The organism is Pedobacter chitinilyticus, from assembly GCF_003313385.1.
Taxonomy (GTDB): domain Bacteria; phylum Bacteroidota; class Bacteroidia; order Sphingobacteriales; family Sphingobacteriaceae; genus Pedobacter; species Pedobacter chitinilyticus.
Genome location: NZ_QMHN01000001.1, coordinates 1,366,651 through 1,386,810, shown reverse-complemented (window position 1 = coordinate 1,386,810; position 20,160 = coordinate 1,366,651). Strand labels below are relative to the sequence as shown.

General features: G+C 38.7%; 19 protein-coding genes. 14 read left to right on the top strand and 5 right to left on the bottom strand.

What is annotated here, in order from left to right:
- Nucleotides 1–100 precede the first annotated feature (100 nt).
- The 3 genes from DUT70_RS05755 to DUT70_RS05745 all read right to left on the bottom strand — a co-directional run bounded on the left by DUT70_RS05755 (nt 101) and on the right by DUT70_RS05745 (nt 3,024).
- On the bottom strand, nt 101–1,132 hold the full coding sequence (locus tag DUT70_RS05755; RefSeq protein ID WP_113646299.1) for a helix-turn-helix domain-containing protein: 1,032 nt from the start codon (nt 1,130–1,132) through the stop codon (nt 101–103).
- A 79-nt stretch (nt 1,133–1,211) separates the two neighbouring features.
- A complete protein-coding gene (locus DUT70_RS05750; protein ID WP_113646298.1) occupies nt 1,212–1,955 on the bottom strand; it encodes an outer membrane beta-barrel protein in 744 nt (247 codons plus the stop codon).
- A gap of 7 nt (nt 1,956–1,962) precedes the next feature.
- Entirely contained in the window at nt 1,963–3,024 is a 1,062-nt protein-coding gene (locus DUT70_RS05745; protein ID WP_113646297.1) for a PCMD domain-containing protein, read from the bottom strand.
- A 136-nt stretch (nt 3,025–3,160) separates the two neighbouring features.
- On the opposite strand from DUT70_RS05745, the gene DUT70_RS05740 reads away from it, so the two are divergent.
- The 14 genes from DUT70_RS05740 to DUT70_RS05675 all read left to right on the top strand — a co-directional run bounded on the left by DUT70_RS05740 (nt 3,161) and on the right by DUT70_RS05675 (nt 18,550).
- Nucleotides 3,161–3,730 carry a Crp/Fnr family transcriptional regulator gene (locus tag DUT70_RS05740; protein WP_113646296.1) on the top strand — a complete coding sequence of 190 codons (570 nt, stop codon included), beginning with the start codon at nt 3,161–3,163 and terminating at the stop codon, nt 3,728–3,730.
- Between the two features lie 68 nt (nt 3,731–3,798).
- On the top strand, nt 3,799–4,437 hold the full coding sequence (locus tag DUT70_RS05735; protein ID WP_113646295.1) for a hypothetical protein: 639 nt from the start codon (nt 3,799–3,801) through the stop codon (nt 4,435–4,437).
- A 24-nt stretch (nt 4,438–4,461) separates the two neighbouring features.
- A complete protein-coding gene (locus tag DUT70_RS05730) occupies nt 4,462–4,815 on the top strand; it encodes a bleomycin resistance protein (protein ID WP_113646294.1) in 354 nt (117 codons plus the stop codon).
- 68 nt (nt 4,816–4,883) lie between these two features.
- Nucleotides 4,884–5,477, top strand: a complete 594-nt coding sequence (locus DUT70_RS05725; protein WP_240432033.1) for an RNA polymerase sigma factor — start codon at nt 4,884–4,886, stop codon at nt 5,475–5,477.
- An 87-nt stretch (nt 5,478–5,564) separates the two neighbouring features.
- Complete coding sequence (locus tag DUT70_RS05720; RefSeq protein WP_113646293.1) at nt 5,565–6,491, top strand: FecR family protein; 927 nt, start codon at nt 5,565–5,567, stop codon at nt 6,489–6,491.
- A 146-nt stretch (nt 6,492–6,637) separates the two neighbouring features.
- The gene (locus DUT70_RS05715; RefSeq protein WP_113646292.1) at nt 6,638–10,057 is read left to right on the top strand and encodes a TonB-dependent receptor; all 3,420 of its coding nucleotides are present in this window, start codon (nt 6,638–6,640) and stop codon (nt 10,055–10,057) included.
- Between the two features lie 22 nt (nt 10,058–10,079).
- A complete protein-coding gene (locus tag DUT70_RS05710; protein WP_113646291.1) occupies nt 10,080–10,865 on the top strand; it encodes a hypothetical protein in 786 nt (261 codons plus the stop codon).
- 11 nt (nt 10,866–10,876) lie between these two features.
- Nucleotides 10,877–11,629, top strand: a complete 753-nt coding sequence (locus tag DUT70_RS05705) for a hypothetical protein (protein WP_128353304.1) — start codon at nt 10,877–10,879, stop codon at nt 11,627–11,629.
- A 153-nt stretch (nt 11,630–11,782) separates the two neighbouring features.
- The gene (locus tag DUT70_RS05700; RefSeq protein WP_113646289.1) at nt 11,783–12,043 is read left to right on the top strand and encodes a hypothetical protein; all 261 of its coding nucleotides are present in this window, start codon (nt 11,783–11,785) and stop codon (nt 12,041–12,043) included.
- Nucleotides 12,044–12,084: 41 nt separating this feature from the next.
- Nucleotides 12,085–12,687 (top strand): RNA polymerase sigma-70 factor, encoded by a 603-nt coding sequence (locus DUT70_RS05695; protein WP_128353303.1) that lies wholly within the window; start codon nt 12,085–12,087, stop codon nt 12,685–12,687.
- 58 nt (nt 12,688–12,745) lie between these two features.
- Complete coding sequence (locus DUT70_RS05690) at nt 12,746–13,750, top strand: FecR family protein (protein WP_113646287.1); 1,005 nt, start codon at nt 12,746–12,748, stop codon at nt 13,748–13,750.
- Between the two features lie 118 nt (nt 13,751–13,868).
- Complete coding sequence (locus DUT70_RS05685; RefSeq protein ID WP_113646286.1) at nt 13,869–16,931, top strand: TonB-dependent receptor; 3,063 nt, start codon at nt 13,869–13,871, stop codon at nt 16,929–16,931.
- An 8-nt stretch (nt 16,932–16,939) separates the two neighbouring features.
- Nucleotides 16,940–18,220: a purple acid phosphatase family protein gene (locus DUT70_RS05680; protein WP_240432032.1), complete on the top strand. Its 1,281-nt coding sequence runs from the start codon at nt 16,940–16,942 to the stop codon at nt 18,218–18,220.
- Between the two features lie 78 nt (nt 18,221–18,298).
- Nucleotides 18,299–18,550 (top strand): hypothetical protein, encoded by a 252-nt coding sequence (locus tag DUT70_RS05675; protein ID WP_113646284.1) that lies wholly within the window; start codon nt 18,299–18,301, stop codon nt 18,548–18,550.
- Nucleotides 18,551–18,554: 4 nt separating this feature from the next.
- On the opposite strand, the gene DUT70_RS05670 is transcribed toward DUT70_RS05675, so the two are convergent.
- Nucleotides 18,555–19,070, bottom strand: a complete 516-nt coding sequence (locus DUT70_RS05670) for a hypothetical protein (protein WP_113646283.1) — start codon at nt 19,068–19,070, stop codon at nt 18,555–18,557.
- Nucleotides 19,071–19,241: 171 nt separating this feature from the next.
- On the bottom strand, nt 19,242–20,123 hold the full coding sequence (locus DUT70_RS05665; protein ID WP_113646282.1) for a LysR family transcriptional regulator: 882 nt from the start codon (nt 20,121–20,123) through the stop codon (nt 19,242–19,244).
- Between the last annotated feature and the right edge of the window lie 37 nt (nt 20,124–20,160).

Sequence of the window (20,160 nt, the reverse complement as noted above, 5' to 3'; positions counted from 1 at the left end):
TAATTTTTTAATGGTTAAATAATGAGTGCAAATGTCTAGTGTATACGTCTTTTAAAGGCTTTGGTTTATAATGTAGAAGTGCTATCCTATAAAATAGAACTCATTTGGAATAGGCTTTTTGATACTCTGCAGGAGTGAGCCCCGTTACTTTTTTAAAGGCAGTAAAGAAAGTTGATTTTGAGGTGAAGCCACTGTCGTAGCCTAAACTTTCGATGGTATAATTTTTTTTAGTTTCTAATAACTTCTTAGCTTTTTCAATTCTATATTCTTTAATGAGGTTGGAGAAAGATTTACCTAATATTTCATTAACATATTGAGATAGGGTATGCTTGCTCAGCTTCAGCTCTTTGGCTGCTTCTTCAAGGGTGAAATTTGGATTAAGGAACAGTTCTTGTTCAGTGATCAGGCCTAGTTTTTGGCTAATCGCTGCTAATGTTTTCTGATCGATCGCTTTGTTTTTATATTTCTCTTTTTCGTCAAAAAATGTGGTTTCGCTGCTGCTCTTGAAAACTAACAGTAATATGGCTACGTATAGGATAAATGTAAATGATAAGGCGCCAGTGATGTAGGAGGTATACGCCGCCATGGCGTAGGCTAGCCAAATCAAACTAACGCCTGTATAGATGCTGAATAACCAAATATCTATTTTGCGTAAGCTTTCGCGTTTTTTGATTTTTTTAAAAATAGGCCTAAGGTATTTTGCCGACAAAATGATGTAGATGAACCACTGTACATAGATGGTTTTTATAATCCATTTTCTCCAAATAAAGGTGTGTTCAACATAAGGATAAAGTAAGCCTAGTATACTGATGCCTATCAAATAAGGGAGAACATGGTTGGCCCAATTAGTTTTTTTATCTTCTGCATATGCTTTGAGGTAAAGAAAAAGAAATGGCCCGATAAGTATACAGGCTGAAAGCCCAATTTGGATAAAGATATTGGATAGCTGTGGATTGAAATAGAAAAAAACAGATTTGATGACCCTAATGCTTAAAACCAGCAACAAAAGAGATAAAAAGTAATTGGTGAAAATTTTCTTTTTGGCATGGATGGCGAAATAAATAGAGAGCAAGAAACCGTTAAAGGCTCCTAGGGCGCTAAAAAAGAAAAGAAACTGATCAGGTCCAGTCATTATTGGATGAGATGAAATAATGGTTGATAATGCGCTAACTAAAATAGATGCTCTTTAGGAGAATATCCAATATTTTATTTTAAAAACGATAACTAACCCCTAACGTACCATAAATGTTGTACATGTTAAAGGAGATGCCATTAAACGAATCAGGAAATACAGGTTGCAGGCCCCATTGTAAATCGGCCTTTGCCGCAAAGTTTTTATAAATCAGCTTCTCTGCACCTGCCGAAATGCCAAAGTCGAAAGTTCTTTGCTCTTTGTCAAAATCAAAGCTGGCGTAATCAATAATTACTTTTTCGCCCAAAGAATCTCCCTTGCGTAAATAACCATCAGAAACAGAACCATAAAAGGAAGGATGTACCAAATGCGCTAAGTAAACACCCAACTTTAACTTCCAATGGTTACCGGCATAAAACAACGCTTGGATAGGGACTGCTAAGTAAATGTTTTTTACTTTGGTGGTATTGGTACCACTAAAATCGCCTTCAATGGTTGCATTATCCATAGAAACTAGGGTATGGAAATATTGAACGCTGTCTTGCACGCTCATACTTTTCCAATCCACTCTAAGCCCAATGGCAAGTCCCCATTTTTGATGGAGTCGGTAATTTAGCTCGTAGCCAAAACTTGGAGAAAAACCAGGCGAGTAGCTATTGATCTTTCTAATGGTATTGGGGAAAGATATAGGGGCTAGGCCGCCAATGTTATAACCAATTTGGACGTTATGTTCAAATTTTGAGCTGGTATCGCCACTATTTTGTGCAAATGTAAAAATGGTTGAACCCAATAATAGAAAGGTTAAGAGCAGGTATTTATACATAGAAATGCTATTTTGGGATCACTGATAAATTGTCGACGACTAAACGGCTACCTATAGCACCTTTGTAATGATCTCCGTCTTTACTAGAAGAGGCCACAATGGCCAACATTAGGTTTTTATTAGCCGCTGGCAATTGCCCATTTTTATAAACAAAAGGAATATCAAATTTGGTAAAATTAGTCTTGGCCGATCCATCGCTCAATGTAGCAGTAGCGATCACACGCTCGGAAGTATGAATATTGGTGCCGTCCAAACGTTCGGGACCTTCAAATAGCACCGCATAAATAGCACATTCATCTGTTTTACCCGCAATAATATTTTGGTTTTCATCTTGATAAGCTGCTCCTGGAGTGTACTTGTAATAGCCCGTAAACCTGGCAGGTAGTCCAACATAGGGAGCACCAAATTCCGTTGCCGCTAAGGGCTTAATGAGGACTACTGATGGGTTGAAATTTCCGATGAATACCGAACCTGAGTATAAATAAATACCCACAATGGCCGAGAGCGGAGTTCCTTTGATGGTGACCATTTCAGCAGCTTTTGTCCCTAAATAGCCATCGGTAGTAGAGCGGGTAGGATAAGCTAATGGATCTTGAGGTACGCCAGAAAGCGCAATACCAGGATTGCCCGATGTCCATAACGTGCTTAAGTCATCTTCCACAGGATATTCATATTTATCGTCAGTGTTTTGTAGCCATTTTTCAAATTCAAAATGCCAATCGCCTACATTTACCACTTGTACAGTATACGTTTTTTGGTTAGGATGTTGTGCTGCCGCTACAGTATAAGTGACTTCGTTTTTACCATTGAAAGTGATTTTTTGCCCAGAAGCTGGGGTGATCGTTGCATTTTTTGAGATGGTGATGGTAGGGGTAATCCCTGTTTCATAAGCCTCTTTGGTAAGGTAAACTAATATTTTACGGTTAACTTGATCAATGAATGTTTGTCCGGTAAGTAACTTAGGATCTATTTCAAAAGATTCGATATCTGCTTCTGGATTTGCAGGAGCATCTTTAATACAGGAATTCAAGCACAATACCACTGCAAAAAGTAAAACCGTTAGCCTCATGATAAATTTCTTTCTTTGATCTCAAATATAACTCTTTTGTGTAAAAGTTTAGCTGTTGGTCATTGTTCCTGTCATGCACATGTTGATTTTAAATGATCGAAATAATTTTGCAATTTCAAAGGCATAAACCTTTAAGATGCCCAATCATATCAACGACCTCTTTTCTGTCTTATCTTCTGTAGGTAAATTTACGGCTCACGATATTCAACAATTTGAGCAAAAGGCGGTGTTGAAGCATTTTACTAAAGGAACCGAACTGCTTTCCCTAGGTCAAATTTCACAAGCTGTTTTTTTGGTGGTTTCAGGATCAACTTATCAGTTCGAATTGGATCGTGAGGAAATAGAGGAGCAGGTAATTGGCCTTTATACAGCTGGCGATTGGTGTTTTAATCATGCCAGTTTTGTTTCGCAGCGAGGATCCCGCTCGGTGATTAAAGCTTATTCAGATGTCGTAGTCAGAGAACTTTCCATTTTCTCGATCCATCAACTCTTAGCTTCTTCGCCAGCTTTTTTTCAATTGGGCGCTTTGCTCGAACGAGGGGTCGATCGTTTAACTTATTTCAATTCGGCCAATAATGCCAAAGAGAAGTACGAAATGTTGGTCTCTAAAAACCCTTTGTTGCTACAAGCCTTTCCTTTAAAAATGATTGCTTCCTATCTTAACATAGCGCCAGAGACGATGAGCCGTTTACGAGCGAAGAAATAAATCCAATTTATTGACTTTTGTCAAGTGCGTTTTTAAGAAGTGTTTGCCAGTTTTGGGAAAAATAAAACATGGCAACATTTTCAAATAAATTAACAGGCATTAGTCTGTTGTTGGGCGCTGCAATGTCTGTGCTTACTGTGGTGCTTCATCCATTAGGAGGGGATATGGCACATTTGGTAAAAATCAAATTCGTATTGATCTTTTCGCATACCATTGCCATTGCTTGTGCACCATTGATTGGTTTTGGCTTGTGGGGGCTTTCAAAACTACTTACAGACCGTAATAGAACGTCGATATTGGCACTTTTTATAGCACTATGGGGTTTGGGCGCTGCTAGCCTTGCGGGCACGCTCAACGGATTGGTATTGCCGCAATTTGCAACAGCCTATGTAGGAAGTGATGTAGATGCTACGTTGCTAGATGCAATTTTAGATTATGCCCGTTATTTCAATAAGTCTCTGGCCTATGTATTCATGGCTTCAATAGTTGTATCTATTTTGCTTTGGTCTTTGTTAATGACCTATCAAAAAGGGCTTTGCAAATGGTTGGGTTATTACGGTTTATTGGTTTTTGCCATTGGTGCAGCTGCTTTGTTTTCAAATACTGATATGGTTAGTGTAGGATTGTTTGGTGTCTTTATATTTGTAATGGCCAGTTGGCTAATCGTTGCAGGTGTATTATTGATTAAACAAAAACCTACAAACTAGCTTAAACTTTTTAAATTTATCCATATGCTAACACACATCCATCCAAAACTGCCTATGCGTGACAGCGTAGTAACTAAGTTCTATTATATCCACCAATTGGGCTTTCAAGAGATTTCGGATTATGGTGATTATCTGATTTTATCAAAAGACGATATTGAACTGCATTTTTTTAAGTTTAAAGACCTTGATCCCAAATTAAACTACGGACAGGTTTATATACGGACCAATAATATCGAAGGGATATATCAGACATTTTTAGCTGATGGAGTGAATATTCATCCCAATGGACCATTAACTACTAAGCCATGGGGCCAGCAGGAATTTTCGCTATTAGATCCAGATCATAACTTGTTGACGTTTGGGCAAGCCATACGCTAAAAAATGAGATAGGTTTTGTTCATTATAAATTAACATGTTGGTAACCTTGTCCCACTTAACTTTGCAAGGTGGACCAAGCACTTACTGATCAATATCTCATCATTGCCATGCAAAGTGGCGATCAAAAAGCTTTTGAAGCGCTTTATGAGCGCTATTGGTCCGAGGTGTACATCATGATCTATCGCCGTATAAACGATAGGGAAGTGGCTAAAGATATTGTACAGGATATCTTCGTCAATCTTTGGCGTTATCGTGATAAAGTTATTGCTGAAGGCTCATTGGCGCCTTTATTAAATGTTACTGCTAAAAAACAGGCGATATCTTGGTATAGGAAGCAATCTGCAAGTAAGCAAAGAGAATTGTTGTACCACGGGGATGAGGTGTTGGTAGCACCATCTACCACCGAACTGGAAACTAAAGAACTGCAGGAACTATTGGACACTGAAATTGGCAAGATGCCAGCCAATATGCAGCAATCGTTTCGTTTAAGTCGCTACGAAAACAAATCTATCAAGGAAATTGCCACCGAACTTTCCCTTTCTGAGCAAACGGTACGCAACAATATTTCGATGGCCTTAGATCGCTTAAGATTACAAACCCGTAAGTTTTATGCAGAGCCAGCTAACCTGGCAGGCGTACTGGTTATTCTATTTCGTTGGTAAATCGACTTAAGGTATTAACAAAGATTTAACCTAATCATAGCTTTTTCTTAAAGTACATTTTCGCTTTCGCTGCGAAGAGTTAAATGTATGGCAAAGAAAAATGTATTCGCCGAGAGGCGTAAAATAGAGCAACAAGCAGACGCTTGGTTTGATCGTACCAATGACAACATTCCCTTTAAGGCTTTTGCTGATGAACGGGAAGAAATCAGCACAGGCGAGGAGATACTTGGCGAAATTCGTCGTAAGATTAACAGGCAGAAGCTTTATAAGTTGTGGCGTAACATCGCTGCAGCTGCAGTCATCCTAATTTCCGCAGGTACTTTTGCCTACCGTAGCTACCAAAGTGCTAATTCTACAACCATAGCACGAACTTGGGACAGTTATGCAGCCAAAAAAGGTGAGTTTAAAAAAATTCTATTGCCAGATAGTTCTGTAGTTCATTTAAGACCAGGGGCTAAAATTCAGGTTGCCCATCCATTTAAACAGCAAACGCGTAGGGTAAAGCTGGAAGTTGGAGAGGCTTATTTTGAAGTAAGTCATGACCCTGTGCATCCATTTTTAGTCACTACAGGACAATTGACTACCGAAGTATTGGGTACCAAGTTTATCATTAATAACGACCCTTTGTTAACCGACATTCGTGTGGCCTTGTTAAGTGGAAAAGTAGCTGTACGAAATCAAAGGGCCCAATTAGGTCTTTTATTGCCTAATCAGCAACTTTCTTTTAACCGATATCAAGAAACCGCTAAGCTAGAAAATACCAAGGCTTACAGTACGGAGCGTTGGTTGAAGGGAGAATATCTTTTAGAAGATGTACCGTTAACATCATTTGCCAAAACCTTTGGCAATACTTTTTCAATGGAAGTTAAATTTAAGCAAAGTGCATTGGAGCAATTACATGTTTCCATGCAGTTCAATAAAGGCGATAATCCTAAAAATATCTTAAATCAATTAAAGCTCATCCACGGACTACATTATCAAATTAAAGACAAGGAGGTGGTTTTGATGAAATAGGCTACTATAAAACAAAACCGGTACCTATTGGATAGATACCGGGTATTTAGGCGCTTGCTTGTTGACAGAAAATTGCCGCTTCCTAGTCATCATCATTAGCAAACGCCAGGTTTAACTCGTAAACATCATAAAAGTATTAAAAATTAATGTCTATAATTAAAATAGGTGTGAAAATATCACTGATCCTATATTTTATTTCCATCAATATCATGACCTCGCTGTTTGCAGGCGAGGCACATTCTCAGTCACTTGAGACCAAAGTAGATGTTCAGTTTAAAGAAGGACAATCCCTATCAGTAGCCTTGGAACAGTTGCGTGCTAAAGCCAACGTAAGGTTTGCCTATGATCCGTCACTTGCTAAAAATGTATCGGTTAAGGCCGCAAATTATCATGAAGAAAAACTAAAAACTATCCTTAACCAATTGTTGCAACACAGTAATGTAGCCTTTAAAGAGCAAGGAGGGGCTGTGGTTTTGTATTTCAATCCCAAAGTACGTAAGCAGCAACCAGGTCGTATTGCGGGTAAAATTATTGATGACCGAGGCGAGCCCTTACCAGGCGCCAATATTAAGTTGGTACAAACAGGGCAGGGTGCTCAAAGTAATGTGGATGGCACTTATACCCTCAACGTTCCAGCGGGGACCTATACGCTTGAGATTAGCTTTATCTCTTTTCAAACCAAGCGCATTACAGAGATAGAGGTGAAAGCAGGGCAGTTGACCAGTTTGGATATTACCCTAAAGCCAGCCAACAATAGCCTAGATCAGGTAGTGGTGACGGGAACTTTTAAAACCGAAAGTATTAATGCCTTGTACGCCCGTCAGAAAAATGATGCGAGCATTTCCAATGGTATTAGCCGTGAACAGATGTCGGCTTTGCCTGATAAGAACATTGGCGAAACGTTGAAACGTATTTCGGGAGTAAGTACTACCGATAACCGCAGAGTGGTGATTAGGGGGATTGCTGAACGTTATAATTTGGCTATGATGGACGGGGCAGCTTTGCCAAGTACTGATGTGCAGGTGCGTGACTTTGAGTTTGATATTATCCCGAGCAACTTAGTGGATAACGTTATCGTATCTAAAACTGCAATGCCAGATATGAGCTTTGGTTTTGGTGGAGGTATGGTACAGTTAAATACCATGGCTATTCCCAACAAAGATTTTATTTCTTTAAACATTGGTACTAAATACATTAATGGCAGTACTGGTAAAGACTTTTTGGGCTATCAACGAGGTAAGCAGGATTACTTAGGTTTTGATGACGGGGGGAGAGATCATTTTCCTAAAGATTTAGTGATTTTCACTCAGTCTAACTATAACCCCACCAATCCTCAGGGTTGGACACCGCCGCCAGGTGTAGCTAAGATTACGCCTGATATGATTGCCGCACAAAACAAAAGGATAGGAGGCTTGGAAAGATTGGGGACTCGCATTTATCAAACTGCTCCTGGACAAAACTATCAGTTTAGCTTGGGCCGTAGCTACGGTTTAAAAAACAGTCGCTTTGGTTTTGTAGGGTCCATTAGCTATCGTAACGAGCAGGCCATCGATAACATCATGAAATTTGAGCGTGGTAGCTTTAATAAGATGAACAAAAATCTATATGATCCAACAACTCATCAGGAATTTGAAGAAAATTTAGCAGGCCGATATAATTTCACCACCAGTTGGGGGGGATTATTTAATATGGGTTGGAGTAATACAAACCATAAAATCACCTCACGTAACTTTTATTCGAGAGTTTTTGCCAACCAATTTTTCCGTATTACAGGCTGGGGCGAGGATATTGGGCGTGCAGAAAGTCCACTAATTAATGAATATGATCGTCCTAAGTTTATCAATCTGTTGCAAAATCGTGTAACGGGAGAGCATAACTTAGGTAAGTTTAAATTAGATTGGGGCGTAGCACGTAATAGTGTGGATAACCATGAGCAAGATGCGGTAGATGCTAATTTGGCACCTTCTACAACCTTAAATGCCACCAACTATATTTATACATTAGGTAATTTTACCAATAACCCTGGGCCGTTGAGCCGCTCTTCTTACAAATACGTAGAAACCAACTGGTCAGCTGATGCATCATTGAGTTATAAATTCAACATTGGTAAACATGGGCAGATTTTTAAAACTGGCTATCAGTTTTTAGAGAAAAAGGGCGACCTTGCTTGGAGCGTTTTACCTGTAGGGGTGGCTGTAGGCCTTAATGATGGTTTTAAACCCATACAACAGTGGAATATCAATTTCAATGATCCATTGCATGATTTATTCTATTATCCTTCTGATTTTAATAACACTAACTATACAGGCAAGAATAATAATCAAGCTTGGTATGGCATGATGGACAATAGATTAGGTAGCTGGTTACGTTTGGTATGGGGAATTAGGGGCGAGTATTACCGCTATGATAAAATCAAAGATTCTGCTGCGGATAAAGTGGCTCAATCTGACATGCAAAATGAAGATAAGAAGCGTTTTGTTGATCCTGAAACGGGTAATGTTGTGCACCAAACACAAAATGCAAGTGCCGATGAAAAAAAATGGTTGTATATGCCTTCCGTAAACTTGACCATTACACCCGTTGCTAATTTTAACATCCGTGCTTCGTATGCAAAATCAGCAGTAAGGCCAGCACTTATCGAAAACTCAAGTTTTTCTCGTTTCAATTATGAATATAGTCGCATCCAGCGTAATGTAGGGGTCATTTCAACCATCATTTCTCATTATGATTTTAGGGCCGAATGGTATCCTTCAGCAGGGGAAACTATTTCTGTTGGGTATTTCAAAAAGTACTTTAAAAATCCAGTGGAAATGTACTTGGATATTACCAATACCAGTGGTGCTGTTGATTTGTTGACGGCCAACTCTGATTATGCGGATGTAAGAGGTTGGGAATTTGATTTGCGTAAGAATTTAGGCTTCATTAACAACAGCTGGAAGTTTTTAAGCAACATGTACTTCAGCGGTAACCTTACTATTCAGGATTCTGAAGTGCAGGCCAGCGCTTTCCGTTATAGCACCATGGGTGTTGGATCAGATAAAGATGGTAGAACTTATGCCTATAAAAATAAAACTTACTTAAGAGAGAAAAGACCACTTTATGGACAAGTACCCGTACTGTACAATATTGCGCTACAATATGTAGGCGAGCGTTTAAGTGCCAACGTAGCCTTTAACCACTCAGGTCATAAAACCTTTACGGTAGGGATGCAACCACAGTATTCGGAAATAGAACGCCCGCGCAACCAATTGGACGCCCAGTTAAGCTACAAATTGCTGAAAAGCAAAAGAATGGAAGCTAAGTTAAACATGAGCAACCTGTTGAACAGCCCTTTTCGTTTTTTCATGAATTCGCAGACAACGTACAACATAAAACCTGGATCCAATTCAATGACGATGGTAGAGTGGTCGGATGTGTATGAATGGAAAAATGGCTTTACCGAGAAGTATGAAGAGGGCTATTACGAACCTTCTACGGAGGGAAAAGTGAGACGTGTAGGGGATATCCAAACTTTTGCCCGCAAGGTGGGTACCTCATTTAGTTTAAGCCTTTCTTACAGTTTTTAACGTCGATTTTAATATTAAAACAATGAAATTAAATAAACTATATCTCGCTGGCCTAAGTGTTGCGCTGTTAACTTTGGCCGCTTGCAGCAAATCAGAACAGTTTTACAAAGCAGAGTTATATCGCATTAACGTAAACGGTTATAATGGAAGTAATGAACAGTTGGACATTAAAGTGGGATCAGCCGCTTTTCGGTCTCCAATACAGCCCAATACCAGTTTTAATTTAAGCGATGCCTATAGCTTTAATTCAGCAGAAAACAAGATTAAACTTAACATTTTCGAAAATGGGACTGGAAAATTGGTGCTAGAAAAGGAGCTTAAAAAGGAAGATGGTGAAGCAAAGGTAAATTTCCTTTATATGGATGGAAAAATTAGTTCGATGCCTACTAAACCAGCCGTTGAAACGGATAAAATTAGCTTGGTGTACAGGTTTCAACCTACAGTAACCAATTATACAGAGCCAGTTGACTTCGTGATAGGGAAATATTACGTAACCCCACAGGTTTTTGAGGAATTGGCTAGGGCCAAAAATGTAAAACCTAACGAGTTCAGCACACCAGTAAGCATTGGTACTTTTTCTACTGCCCGCCAAGATTATAACGGGGTAATGACTTCCGTATCGTTTGTAGTGCGTATTTGCAAGCCAGGAACCAATATCCCTTACATTGATGGAACCAGTTACACTTGGAATGCGCTCAATTCGACTGCGCCAAAACCTGCAGCTTCTTCCGCCTCTTCTAAACTTTATATCTTTTCTGAAGCTCCTATGGGAAACATCATGAGATTTGCGACCCGATTAGACCTTTAACCATGAAACAAATGATGAATAATATTAAAAGATTGACACTTTTTGCTGTGATAACAATGGTGCTTGCTGCCTGCAACAAAGAAGACATTACCACCAAAGCAGTGAGCATCCAAATTGGCGGTTATAATGTGGGCAACAGCGAGTTACTAGTAACCATAGACACTGTAGTTTACGATAAATTTAAAACTGCTCCAGATAAATTGTTAAACTTCCGCAACGTATATACTTATCCTTCTACTAAAGGACAGGCGGTGCTTAAAATCAAAGATTTGGTTTCTGGAAAAGAAGTGTACCAAAGTACGCTTACCTTAGGTAATAAGGATTTGGAACGTTTTTTTCCTTTTGTTTTCCTAAATGGAAGCCCATTAGAGATTAAAGCACCAGCTGCAGATCCTGCAACCAATAAAATGGCATTTTATGTTCATTATCCACAAAGCGATGACGTGTTGGATATTTATATGAAAAATGAAAAGGGAGAGATGGTGTCTATCGCTAAAAATGTAAAACCAGGGACTTGGAGCTATTCAGAATATGTTACCACCACAGGATTTACCAATACCAGTAGTAGTTATACTTGGCATTTTGTAAAAGCGGGTACCGTGGATCAATGGGCTTTTAATGATGATGCTTACATGAGCCAATTCTCTACGGGAACACTTTCCATTCCTAAAAAAGGAGAGAAGGGCAGGGTGCAAACTTATTTTATAACGCCAACTACCAATCAATTGGATATAGCGGCTCTGTTTAAACAAGTGAATTATTAAGCCCGAAGTTCATTAAGAATTGCTTCGTAAACTCGCAATGACGCTGATCACATTTCATTGTTCCTATTAGCCGTCACTTTCGTTTACGTCATTACCTATCTATTATGTCATTGCGAGGCACGAAGCAATCTTAAACCTTTTTTAGATCTAAACATGAAAGCCATTAGTAAACGAGAACATCAATCCGTTATTTACGCCCTTAAACAAATGGAAAGCTTGTTGGACGAAGGAACGGCAAGTGCCGTCCATGCAAAAACGCTCTCTAAATTATATCAACGTTACCACGCCTTATTGGCAGACCTTTCGGTTTGTATTAATGAATATGAAACCCTGCATCATCATTTGCGGGTGAAGGTGTTGGCGCCAGCCTTGAGAAAAGCCAAAAGGATGGAACAATATGCCGAAAGACGATAGCAGGAATTGATTTGCACTAAGGTTAACTTCATTTTAATCTTTTGTTTACACGATATCGTGAAGTTTGTGGCTGGTATCGCATGGAAATTCAGCAACAGACAAATCGTTATACACCAGAACTTGGGGAATATAGCGCTATAGACTTCGAATCGCTGTTTAATCGTTTTAGCGACATGCTCTATAACTATGCTTTCTATTACCTTAATGATATGGAAGCCGCCAAAAGCGTAGTGAATGATACCTTCATTAAACTTTGGAATGGTAAACAAAAGCCATTCTATATCAAAAATTATCTCTACAAGTCGGTCAAGAACGCTTGCTTAAATTATTTGCAGCAGCGCAGGGATCATGTGGTGCTCAAAGATTTTTCGGAACTTGAAGTCCTTTCAGACGGAGCGTTAAGTGTAGAGGACATGGAGGATACCAATGATAAGCTACTGTTTCTGGAAAAGGTAATTTCGAGACTTCCCGCAAAAAGACAGTTGGTATTTAAAATGTTTCGTTTCGAGGAATTAAGCTATGCTGAAATTGCCGAATTACTAAATATTTCCGTGAGGACGGTAGAGGATCACCTCTCCAAAAGCATGCAATTTATACATGCACAAGCAAAACATTTAGTTGATCAAAAGTTAACGAATACTTAACCTCCGCCAGCCCGTATTTTCCCTAGGTTTCCTGTCTTTAAGAGTAAGAAATCTGTTCATGGAAGATCAAATTTGGAATAGTATTATTAAAAGGCTAACAGGTGTTGAAACGCCAGCGAGCAAGCAGCATCTAGATCAGTGGTTAAAAACCAGTGAAGAAAATGTAAAGCTTTACCGCGAGACCGAACAGCTTTGGGCTTTAACAGGCATGTTGCCAACCAACAATAAGCCTTCGGTTGAACCAATCCTCCTAAATCCTGCTTTAGAGAAAAGTAAAGGATGGTCGCTAAAAGGGATTAAGAGATATAGTATAGCCGCATCATTAGCACTAGTTACTTCCTTAACGCTTTATTATCTCACTAAATCTAAGCAACAAGTAGCGAGTAGTGAAGTAAGCGTATATAGCATTCATAAAGCCAGTAATGGTAAAATGCTAAAGGTTGTTTTGCCCGATAGTTCTATTGTTTGGCTTAATGCGGGTAGTGAAGTGAGTTACCTTAAAGACTTTCGCTCTCAGAAAACAAGGAATATTCGTTTAACAGGTGAAGCATTCTTTGAAGTAACCCATCATCAGCAGCAGCCATTTGTGGTAGAAAGCGGAGACCTGAGAACCATTGTTTATGGAACCAGTTTCAATGTAAGTTCCTATAAAGACAGCGAACAGAACTCCGTAACCGTAAAAACAGGAAAGGTAGGGGTTGTCTTAAAAGGAGATCGCTTAAGTAAGCCGACCATGTTGCTGCCTGGAAATCGTTTGGTATATCACCCAGAAAATGGGAAAATAGAAAAAGTGAACATTGAAACCGCAGACGTAGCTACTTGGCTAAATGGAAATTTGGTGTTTGACCAAACCGCCCCGCAAGAAGTATTTGCCATTTTAGCCCGCAAATTTGATGTGGACTTTAAATTTAACGAAGTAGATTTTGAAGGTTGCAAGCTCACTGCTAAGTTTCCAAATCAATCCTTAAAAACCATTTTAACCGCTCTAAGCACTTCCCTTCATCTAAAGATTAACGAGCATGGTCGAACAATTTATATCAAAGGAGGGCAATCATGTAAGTAAAAATAAAAAGCCACTTCTGCGCTAACAGAAATGGCTAAAATTCTTATTGCCTACGGTTTGCACACCATTGGCAATGATTAAAAATTATTAACGGTAATAATCATTAACAAACAAATTTATGAAAAAAAACAATGGGTTATTTAACCCAAAAGGAATTTTTATGCGCCTTAGCTTAATCTTCTGCTTACTATCTACCCTTTGCTTAACCATAGGAAATGCAGCCATGGTAAAGGCACAATATGGTTTAGATAAAAGAATCGACATCTATCTTAAAAACAGTTCTTTCCCTGAGTTACTAAAAGAGATTGAACGCAAAACTGGCGTAAGTTTTATTTACACCAATAAAGAATCTGTTACAGATAAAGTTTCTATAAGTGATCAATCTAAAACAGCAAGGGCAATTCTTACTCCTTTGTTAAAAAAGCACGATTTACAGGCCGTTGAAAATGGCATGATGGTGGTACTACGTAAAGTAGAAGTGAAGACTTTGATCCAAGAAAAACCAGGCACTATTGTAGGTTATGTAAAAGATCAGGCCAACAACCAAATATTACCCTATGCTACGGTAATTGTAAAAGGAACCAACCAAAAAGCCATGACAGACATGAACGGCTATTTTGTGTTGAGTAACATTGCAGCAGGTAAAGCCACTTTAAGAATTAGCTATATCGGTTTTAAAACTTTTGAAACTACGGTGGACGTGATCAGCGGTAAAGTAAATAATGCCGATTTAAAGCTGACCAGCGAGAGCAACGATATGAAAGGGATTACCGTTACGGGTATTCGTAGGGGAGAAAGTGTGGCCTTAAACAACATGCAAAATGCAGATAACGTGAAATACGTGCTATCTGAAGAGCAAATAGAACGTTTTCCTGACGCTACGGTGGGTGAAGCCATGCAAAGAGTACCAGGTATTGCCATGGATTTAAGCTATGGTTTACCTAGAAATATCATCATTAGAGGTTTAGACCAAAGCATGGGTTCGGTAACCTTAAACGGAAACAGGTTGCCTTCTACCCAAACCAACTCTAGAGATATCGATTTAAATGGTATTCTTTCTTCAACGGTAGAAGCCATTGAAGTGAACAAAACGTTAACGCCAGACATGGAGGCCGATGCTACTGCAGGTTCAGTGAACATTATTTCTAAAACTCCTAAAATTGGCGCTAAGCAGTTTCAGGTAAAAGGTTCATTTGGTAACAACTTTTTGCTGGGTAAACAGAATTTTGACGGTGCTTTTAACTATGGCGAGCGCAAAAACAAGATCGCTTATTTAATTGGCGTAAACTATAGCAATACCAATCGTGGTGAAGATAGGGTACAAAAAGATTACGATACCTATACCATCAATGGCGTAGAGAAGCTTAAGCTATCGAACTTGGAATTGGAAGGTTCTGATTTGAACAGGGAAAACATTGGGGTGCAAGGCGAGTTAAGTTTCTTCCCCAACCAAAAAAGCCAAATCTATGTACGCGGTAACTATAATAAATTTTACGAACTACAAACCCGAGGCACCAAAAGCTACAGCATAGGGAGCTATACTACAGAAGATGCGGTGACAGGAGTAACCATAGGTTCAAGCGGTACGCCAAGAGATTACAATAGAGATTTGTTCAGTGTATCGGCAGGTGCTAAAACAAATATTGCCAATTGGATTGGAAATGTAGATGTCACTTTTGCCAGCGGTCTTTATGACCAACCTACTTATTACGATGGTTATTTTACCAACTCGGGTATGGCAGCTAACATGGATATGTCTAACCCAAGAGCACCGCAGTTTAATTTTACTACTGGAAATCCGAATGATGCCAGCCAATATTTTACTTCAAACTATGTAAACAGACATCAAATTGCCCACGACAAGGATGTTCAAGGTTCATTAAACATCGAACGTACTTTTGATTTGAGTGATAAGAACAAATTCATGTTCAAGTTTGGTGGTCGAATGAAATATAAGGAAGATGACCACACCAGAAGCTATTATCAATATTCTTTAAAGACAGGTAAGTTAGCCATGTCTGATTTCCTTTCAGATTATTCGAGGAAAAACTATTTCAACGGACATTATGACTTGTCGGGAGCTATTGCCAATGGTTATTTGATGGAGCAATATTATCAAAACAATTTATCGCTATTTAATAACAATGAAACCTATATCAGACAAAACACCGATCCTGATTCGTACAATGGTAAAGAGAATATGCAGGCTGGTTATGTAATGGGTAAGTTGACTTTGAATAAGTTAGATATCATTACTGGTGTGAGGTATGAAAATACAGGTTTCGAATACAATGGTAATATTGTGAGTTTTGATGATAAGGGGAATTATGTGGCCACTAGAAAAGTAGCGGTTAACTCTTCTTTCAATGGTTTTTTCCCTAGTTTAAACTTGAAATATGCACTTTCACCAAGTACCAATTTAAGAGCTGCGGTAACCAAATCATTGTCTAGGCCAGGTTATTACGACTTAGTGCCTTGGGAGGAAATTGAAACCCGTAGAAAACGGATGAAGAAGGGGAATCCTGATTTAGATCAAGCGACTTCGGTGAATTACGATTTGCTATTTGAGCACTATTTGAAATCATTAGGTTTAATTTCTGGAGGAGTATTCTATAAAAACATCAGCAACTATATTTATGAAAGCATTTATACACAACAAGGCGGTACCTACGACAAATATCAAGTAACACAAACGGTGAACGGTGCTAATGCACATGTGTATGGTTTTGAGGTAGCTTGGCAGCAACAATTGACCTTTTTGCCAGGCTTTTGGAATGGATTTGGGATCTACGCTAACTACACTCAAATACAATCTAAGTTTAAGGTGCCAGGCATTGTAAGCGATCGTACGGTTCGTTTACCCTCTATGCGCCCTAAAGTGGGTAATGCATCCTTGTCGTATGAGAAATATGGGTTCTCTGGTCGTTTGTCACTTAACTTCTATGACACCTATATCAATGAGTTGGCAGATGTAGAAGCCAATGATTTGATGGAAAAAGGAAGGGTACAATTAGACTTTTCTGCTTCTCAAAAAATCAACAAGCGTTTTACCATTTTCATGGGAATTAGCAACATTAACAATGCACAAAACATACTTGATTTCGGTGATGGCAGACCTAATGATCATAAATACTATTCTAGATGGGCTAATCTAGGTTTCAAATACAATCCATTTTATTAAATATGAGAATGACTTTTAAGAAAAAGAGTTTCTTTTTGGCGGCACTAGCTTTAGTGCTGCCAACTTTAGCAAAGGCACAAGAGTTTAAAGCTGGCAAATTTCCAGATAGGATTATCCTGACTTGGTCTGCCGATCCAAAAACAACGCAGTCGGTTACTTGGCGTACAGACAGTACTGTGAATAAAAGCTTTGCACAGGTTTTGGTAGAAGACAGTTCTCCAAAATTGGATAAACCAGAAGCAAAAGAATATGAAGCAAAAACTGAAGTGCTAAAAGGTGCCGCTTATGAAACGGCTAATTATCATAGCGTCACTTTTGAAGGCCTAACCCCCAATAAATTGTACACCTATAGGGTAGGCGATGGTACCCATTGGAGCGAATGGTTTCAATTTAAGACCGCTCCAGAAAAGGAGCAGCCTTTCTCGTTTATTTATTTAGGCGATGCGCAGAATGACATTCGTTCTAAATGGTCGAGGGTGATTAGAAAAGCTTTCGCCACTTATGGTGATGCCCGCTTTATTGTACACGCAGGCGATTTGATCAATCGTTCTAACAATGATAACGAGTGGGGCGAGTGGCATTTTGGTGGTGGTTTTATCAATGGCATGATCCCAAGCATTCCTTCTTCTGGCAATCATGAGTATTTCCGTGATGAGAAGCGAACCTTAACCTTAGATCCGCACTGGAGAGCACAATATACCTTGCCAGAAAATGGCCCCAAAGGATTGGAAGAATCAGTTTACTATGTAGATTATGCCAATGTCCGTATTATTTCTTTGAACTCACAAATGATTGTGCTTGACTCTACGTCTTTAAAAATACAGGCGAAATGGTTAGAGGAAGTACTAAAGAATAACCCGAAGCGTTGGACCATGATAACTTATCATCATCCTATTTATTCTACCGCTAAAGGCAGAGATAACAAAGAGTTTAGGGAGCTTTTTAAACCACTTTTTGATAAATACCATGTGGATTTGTTAATGCAGGGGCATGATCATACTTATAGCAGAGGACAAAATTTACCTACGGGAGTATCAGGAAAAGTGGGTGGCCCTATGTATGTGGTTTCGGTAGCTGGTCCAAAAATGTATAAGGTAGATGTTAATCCAAAATGGATGGATGTCTTTGCAGAAAATACGCAGTTGTTCCAAATCATTAATGTGGATGGTGAAAATCTTACTTACACTGCCTATAAAGCAACAGGAGAGGTTTTCGATAGCTTCAAATTAAAAAAAACAAGTAAAGATAAAGCAGCAGTGTTTACTGATTTAAATAAACAAAAGAAGTAAAAATAGTGGTTATGACTTTGTCAATCCTATTAGCATGATGTACAGTAGGATTGATAAAGTTTTACGAAATACCTAAACATGAAAGCCATTAGTAAACAAGAACACCAATCTGTTATTTACGCACTTAAACAAATGGAAAGTTTGTTGGGAGAAGAAAGGGCTGGTGCTGTTCAAAATGCTAAGGCACTTTCTAAACTATATCAACGTTACCACACCTTATTGGCCGATCTTTCGATTTGTATCAATGAATATGAAGCCCTGCACCATCAATTGCGGGTAAAGGTATTGGGTCCTGCTTTACGCAAAGCAAAAAGAGATGGAATTGTATAAACGGTTATCCTCTTATTTTTTTCAATCGAAGAAGAGCGAAAAACTGTAGAAATGGATTGAGGTTTTTCTTACCTCTTGATTTTGTTTTGATTTGAGCCTTTATGGTATGATAATTAGCATAATAAAAACTAGAAAACCGTTTCATTATTTTTTCATCTTTAATTAACCACACTGCTTCATGTGTGTTGTAGCGTGAATGTTCATCAACGATGACATAATAGTCAAAGTAAGACCATGAATATGATTTTCTTAGAAATGGTAAAATCGGGTTTATAAACTTGATTCCATTGGCGTCAGCAATGATAAATCTACACTGACTAATAAATAAGAGGATAAATAGAAGGTTAATCACAATTATGCTGCTAACGAATATGATTAAGCTAGTATCTTCAAACAGATTCTCTTCTCTGTTTAGTGTGGATGTTAAAAGCTCATAGCTGAGGAATGTGGCCAGACCGCTTAGAATAAGCAGTAAGCTAAAACCTCCAAAGAATTTATATTCCGAATATACTTTTTTCATTCATTGTGTATTGGGTGCTAAAATACCTTTTTAAATGATTTTTATTTCTCTTTGTTCAGTAGTTTAAAGAGATTGCTTGGTGCCTCGCAATGAAGGAACAGGTACTCAAGCATATCAATCGAAGCGTCATTGCGAGGTACGCAAGCAATCTAAAAGTGATGCAAGATTAAACTAATCCACTTTACTAATCTTATTTAAAATCAGTTGCAATACATTGGAAAGGATGGGGTTGTGGTCATCGGTTCTCCAGTTAAGGTATAAATCAGTTTTAAAGGAAAGTTTAATAAACCTTAAACCAGGGCTGTCGTGATATTGATAAGAATCGGGTAAAATGGCAATGCCAAGTCCTTTTCTTACCAGTGCAATAATGATGGAACCAAACTCAGAGTGGAGGTAAACGTCAGGCACAAAATCAAAAGTGCTAAACAGCTGTTGAATGATGTGACCGTAACTACTTCCCTCATCAATGGTAGGCAATATGAATTTTTGCTGGGATAGTGTTGCTGTAGACAGGTCTTCGACGCTTTGAAAAGGATGATCTTCAGGAACAACCAAAGCTAAGTGATCGGTATAAATCTTCTTGGATTTAATACCTGGAGGACCGTTAACATCTCTCGTAATGATCAGATCAATTTTGTAATTCTTTAAAAACTCCTGTTGGTTTTCATATAAAACCTGCACCAGTTCTATCTGTAGTTTGGGATATTCTTGTGCGATATGCGCCAAAATTTCAGGCATGATAGAAGCTGAGATTGAATCAGGGTAAGCAATTCTAATGGTACCGCTTTCACCCAAATGGATTTGTTTGGCAAACTGATGGATGTATTCAATTTCGTTAATTTCTACTTCCCACTTGTCCTTCAGAAAACGTCCCGCTGGGGTGAGTTTTACATTACGCTTATTTCGTTCGAACAATAAAAGGCCCAGCTCACTCTCTAACGATTGAATTTGACGGGTAAGTGCTGATTGGGTGATGTTCATCTTTGCTGCGGTATTCCAGTAATGAAGATCGCGAGATAAAGCTAAAAAATACCTGATTTGTTGGAGATCCATTAATGCAATATATGCATTAATAAATGATAAAATAGCA

What these genes read in the sequence shown, in the direction of transcription:
- DUT70_RS05730 (WP_113646294.1), top strand. Translation starts at nt 4,462, where the DNA reads ATGCTAACACACATCCATCCAAAACTGCCTATGCGTGACAGCGTAGTA.
- DUT70_RS05665 (WP_113646282.1), bottom strand. Translation starts at nt 20,123, where the DNA reads ATGGATCTCCAACAAATCAGGTATTTTTTAGCTTTATCTCGCGATCTT.
- DUT70_RS05740 (WP_113646296.1), top strand. Translation starts at nt 3,161, where the DNA reads ATGCCCAATCATATCAACGACCTCTTTTCTGTCTTATCTTCTGTAGGT.
- DUT70_RS05715 (WP_113646292.1), top strand. Translation starts at nt 6,638, where the DNA reads ATGTCTATAATTAAAATAGGTGTGAAAATATCACTGATCCTATATTTT.
- DUT70_RS05700 (WP_113646289.1), top strand. Translation starts at nt 11,783, where the DNA reads ATGAAAGCCATTAGTAAACGAGAACATCAATCCGTTATTTACGCCCTT.
- DUT70_RS05675 (WP_113646284.1), top strand. Translation starts at nt 18,299, where the DNA reads ATGAAAGCCATTAGTAAACAAGAACACCAATCTGTTATTTACGCACTT.
- DUT70_RS05720 (WP_113646293.1), top strand. Translation starts at nt 5,565, where the DNA reads ATGGCAAAGAAAAATGTATTCGCCGAGAGGCGTAAAATAGAGCAACAA.
- DUT70_RS05690 (WP_113646287.1), top strand. Translation starts at nt 12,746, where the DNA reads ATGGAAGATCAAATTTGGAATAGTATTATTAAAAGGCTAACAGGTGTT.
- DUT70_RS05705 (WP_128353304.1), top strand. Translation starts at nt 10,877, where the DNA reads ATGATGAATAATATTAAAAGATTGACACTTTTTGCTGTGATAACAATG.
- DUT70_RS05745 (WP_113646297.1), bottom strand. Translation starts at nt 3,024, where the DNA reads ATGAGGCTAACGGTTTTACTTTTTGCAGTGGTATTGTGCTTGAATTCC.
- DUT70_RS05710 (WP_113646291.1), top strand. Translation starts at nt 10,080, where the DNA reads ATGAAATTAAATAAACTATATCTCGCTGGCCTAAGTGTTGCGCTGTTA.
- DUT70_RS05670 (WP_113646283.1), bottom strand. Translation starts at nt 19,070, where the DNA reads ATGAAAAAAGTATATTCGGAATATAAATTCTTTGGAGGTTTTAGCTTA.
- DUT70_RS05680 (WP_240432032.1), top strand. Translation starts at nt 16,940, where the DNA reads ATGACTTTTAAGAAAAAGAGTTTCTTTTTGGCGGCACTAGCTTTAGTG.
- DUT70_RS05750 (WP_113646298.1), bottom strand. Translation starts at nt 1,955, where the DNA reads ATGTATAAATACCTGCTCTTAACCTTTCTATTATTGGGTTCAACCATT.
- DUT70_RS05735 (WP_113646295.1), top strand. Translation starts at nt 3,799, where the DNA reads ATGGCAACATTTTCAAATAAATTAACAGGCATTAGTCTGTTGTTGGGC.
- DUT70_RS05755 (WP_113646299.1), bottom strand. Translation starts at nt 1,132, where the DNA reads ATGACTGGACCTGATCAGTTTCTTTTCTTTTTTAGCGCCCTAGGAGCC.
- DUT70_RS05685 (WP_113646286.1), top strand. Translation starts at nt 13,869, where the DNA reads ATGAAAAAAAACAATGGGTTATTTAACCCAAAAGGAATTTTTATGCGC.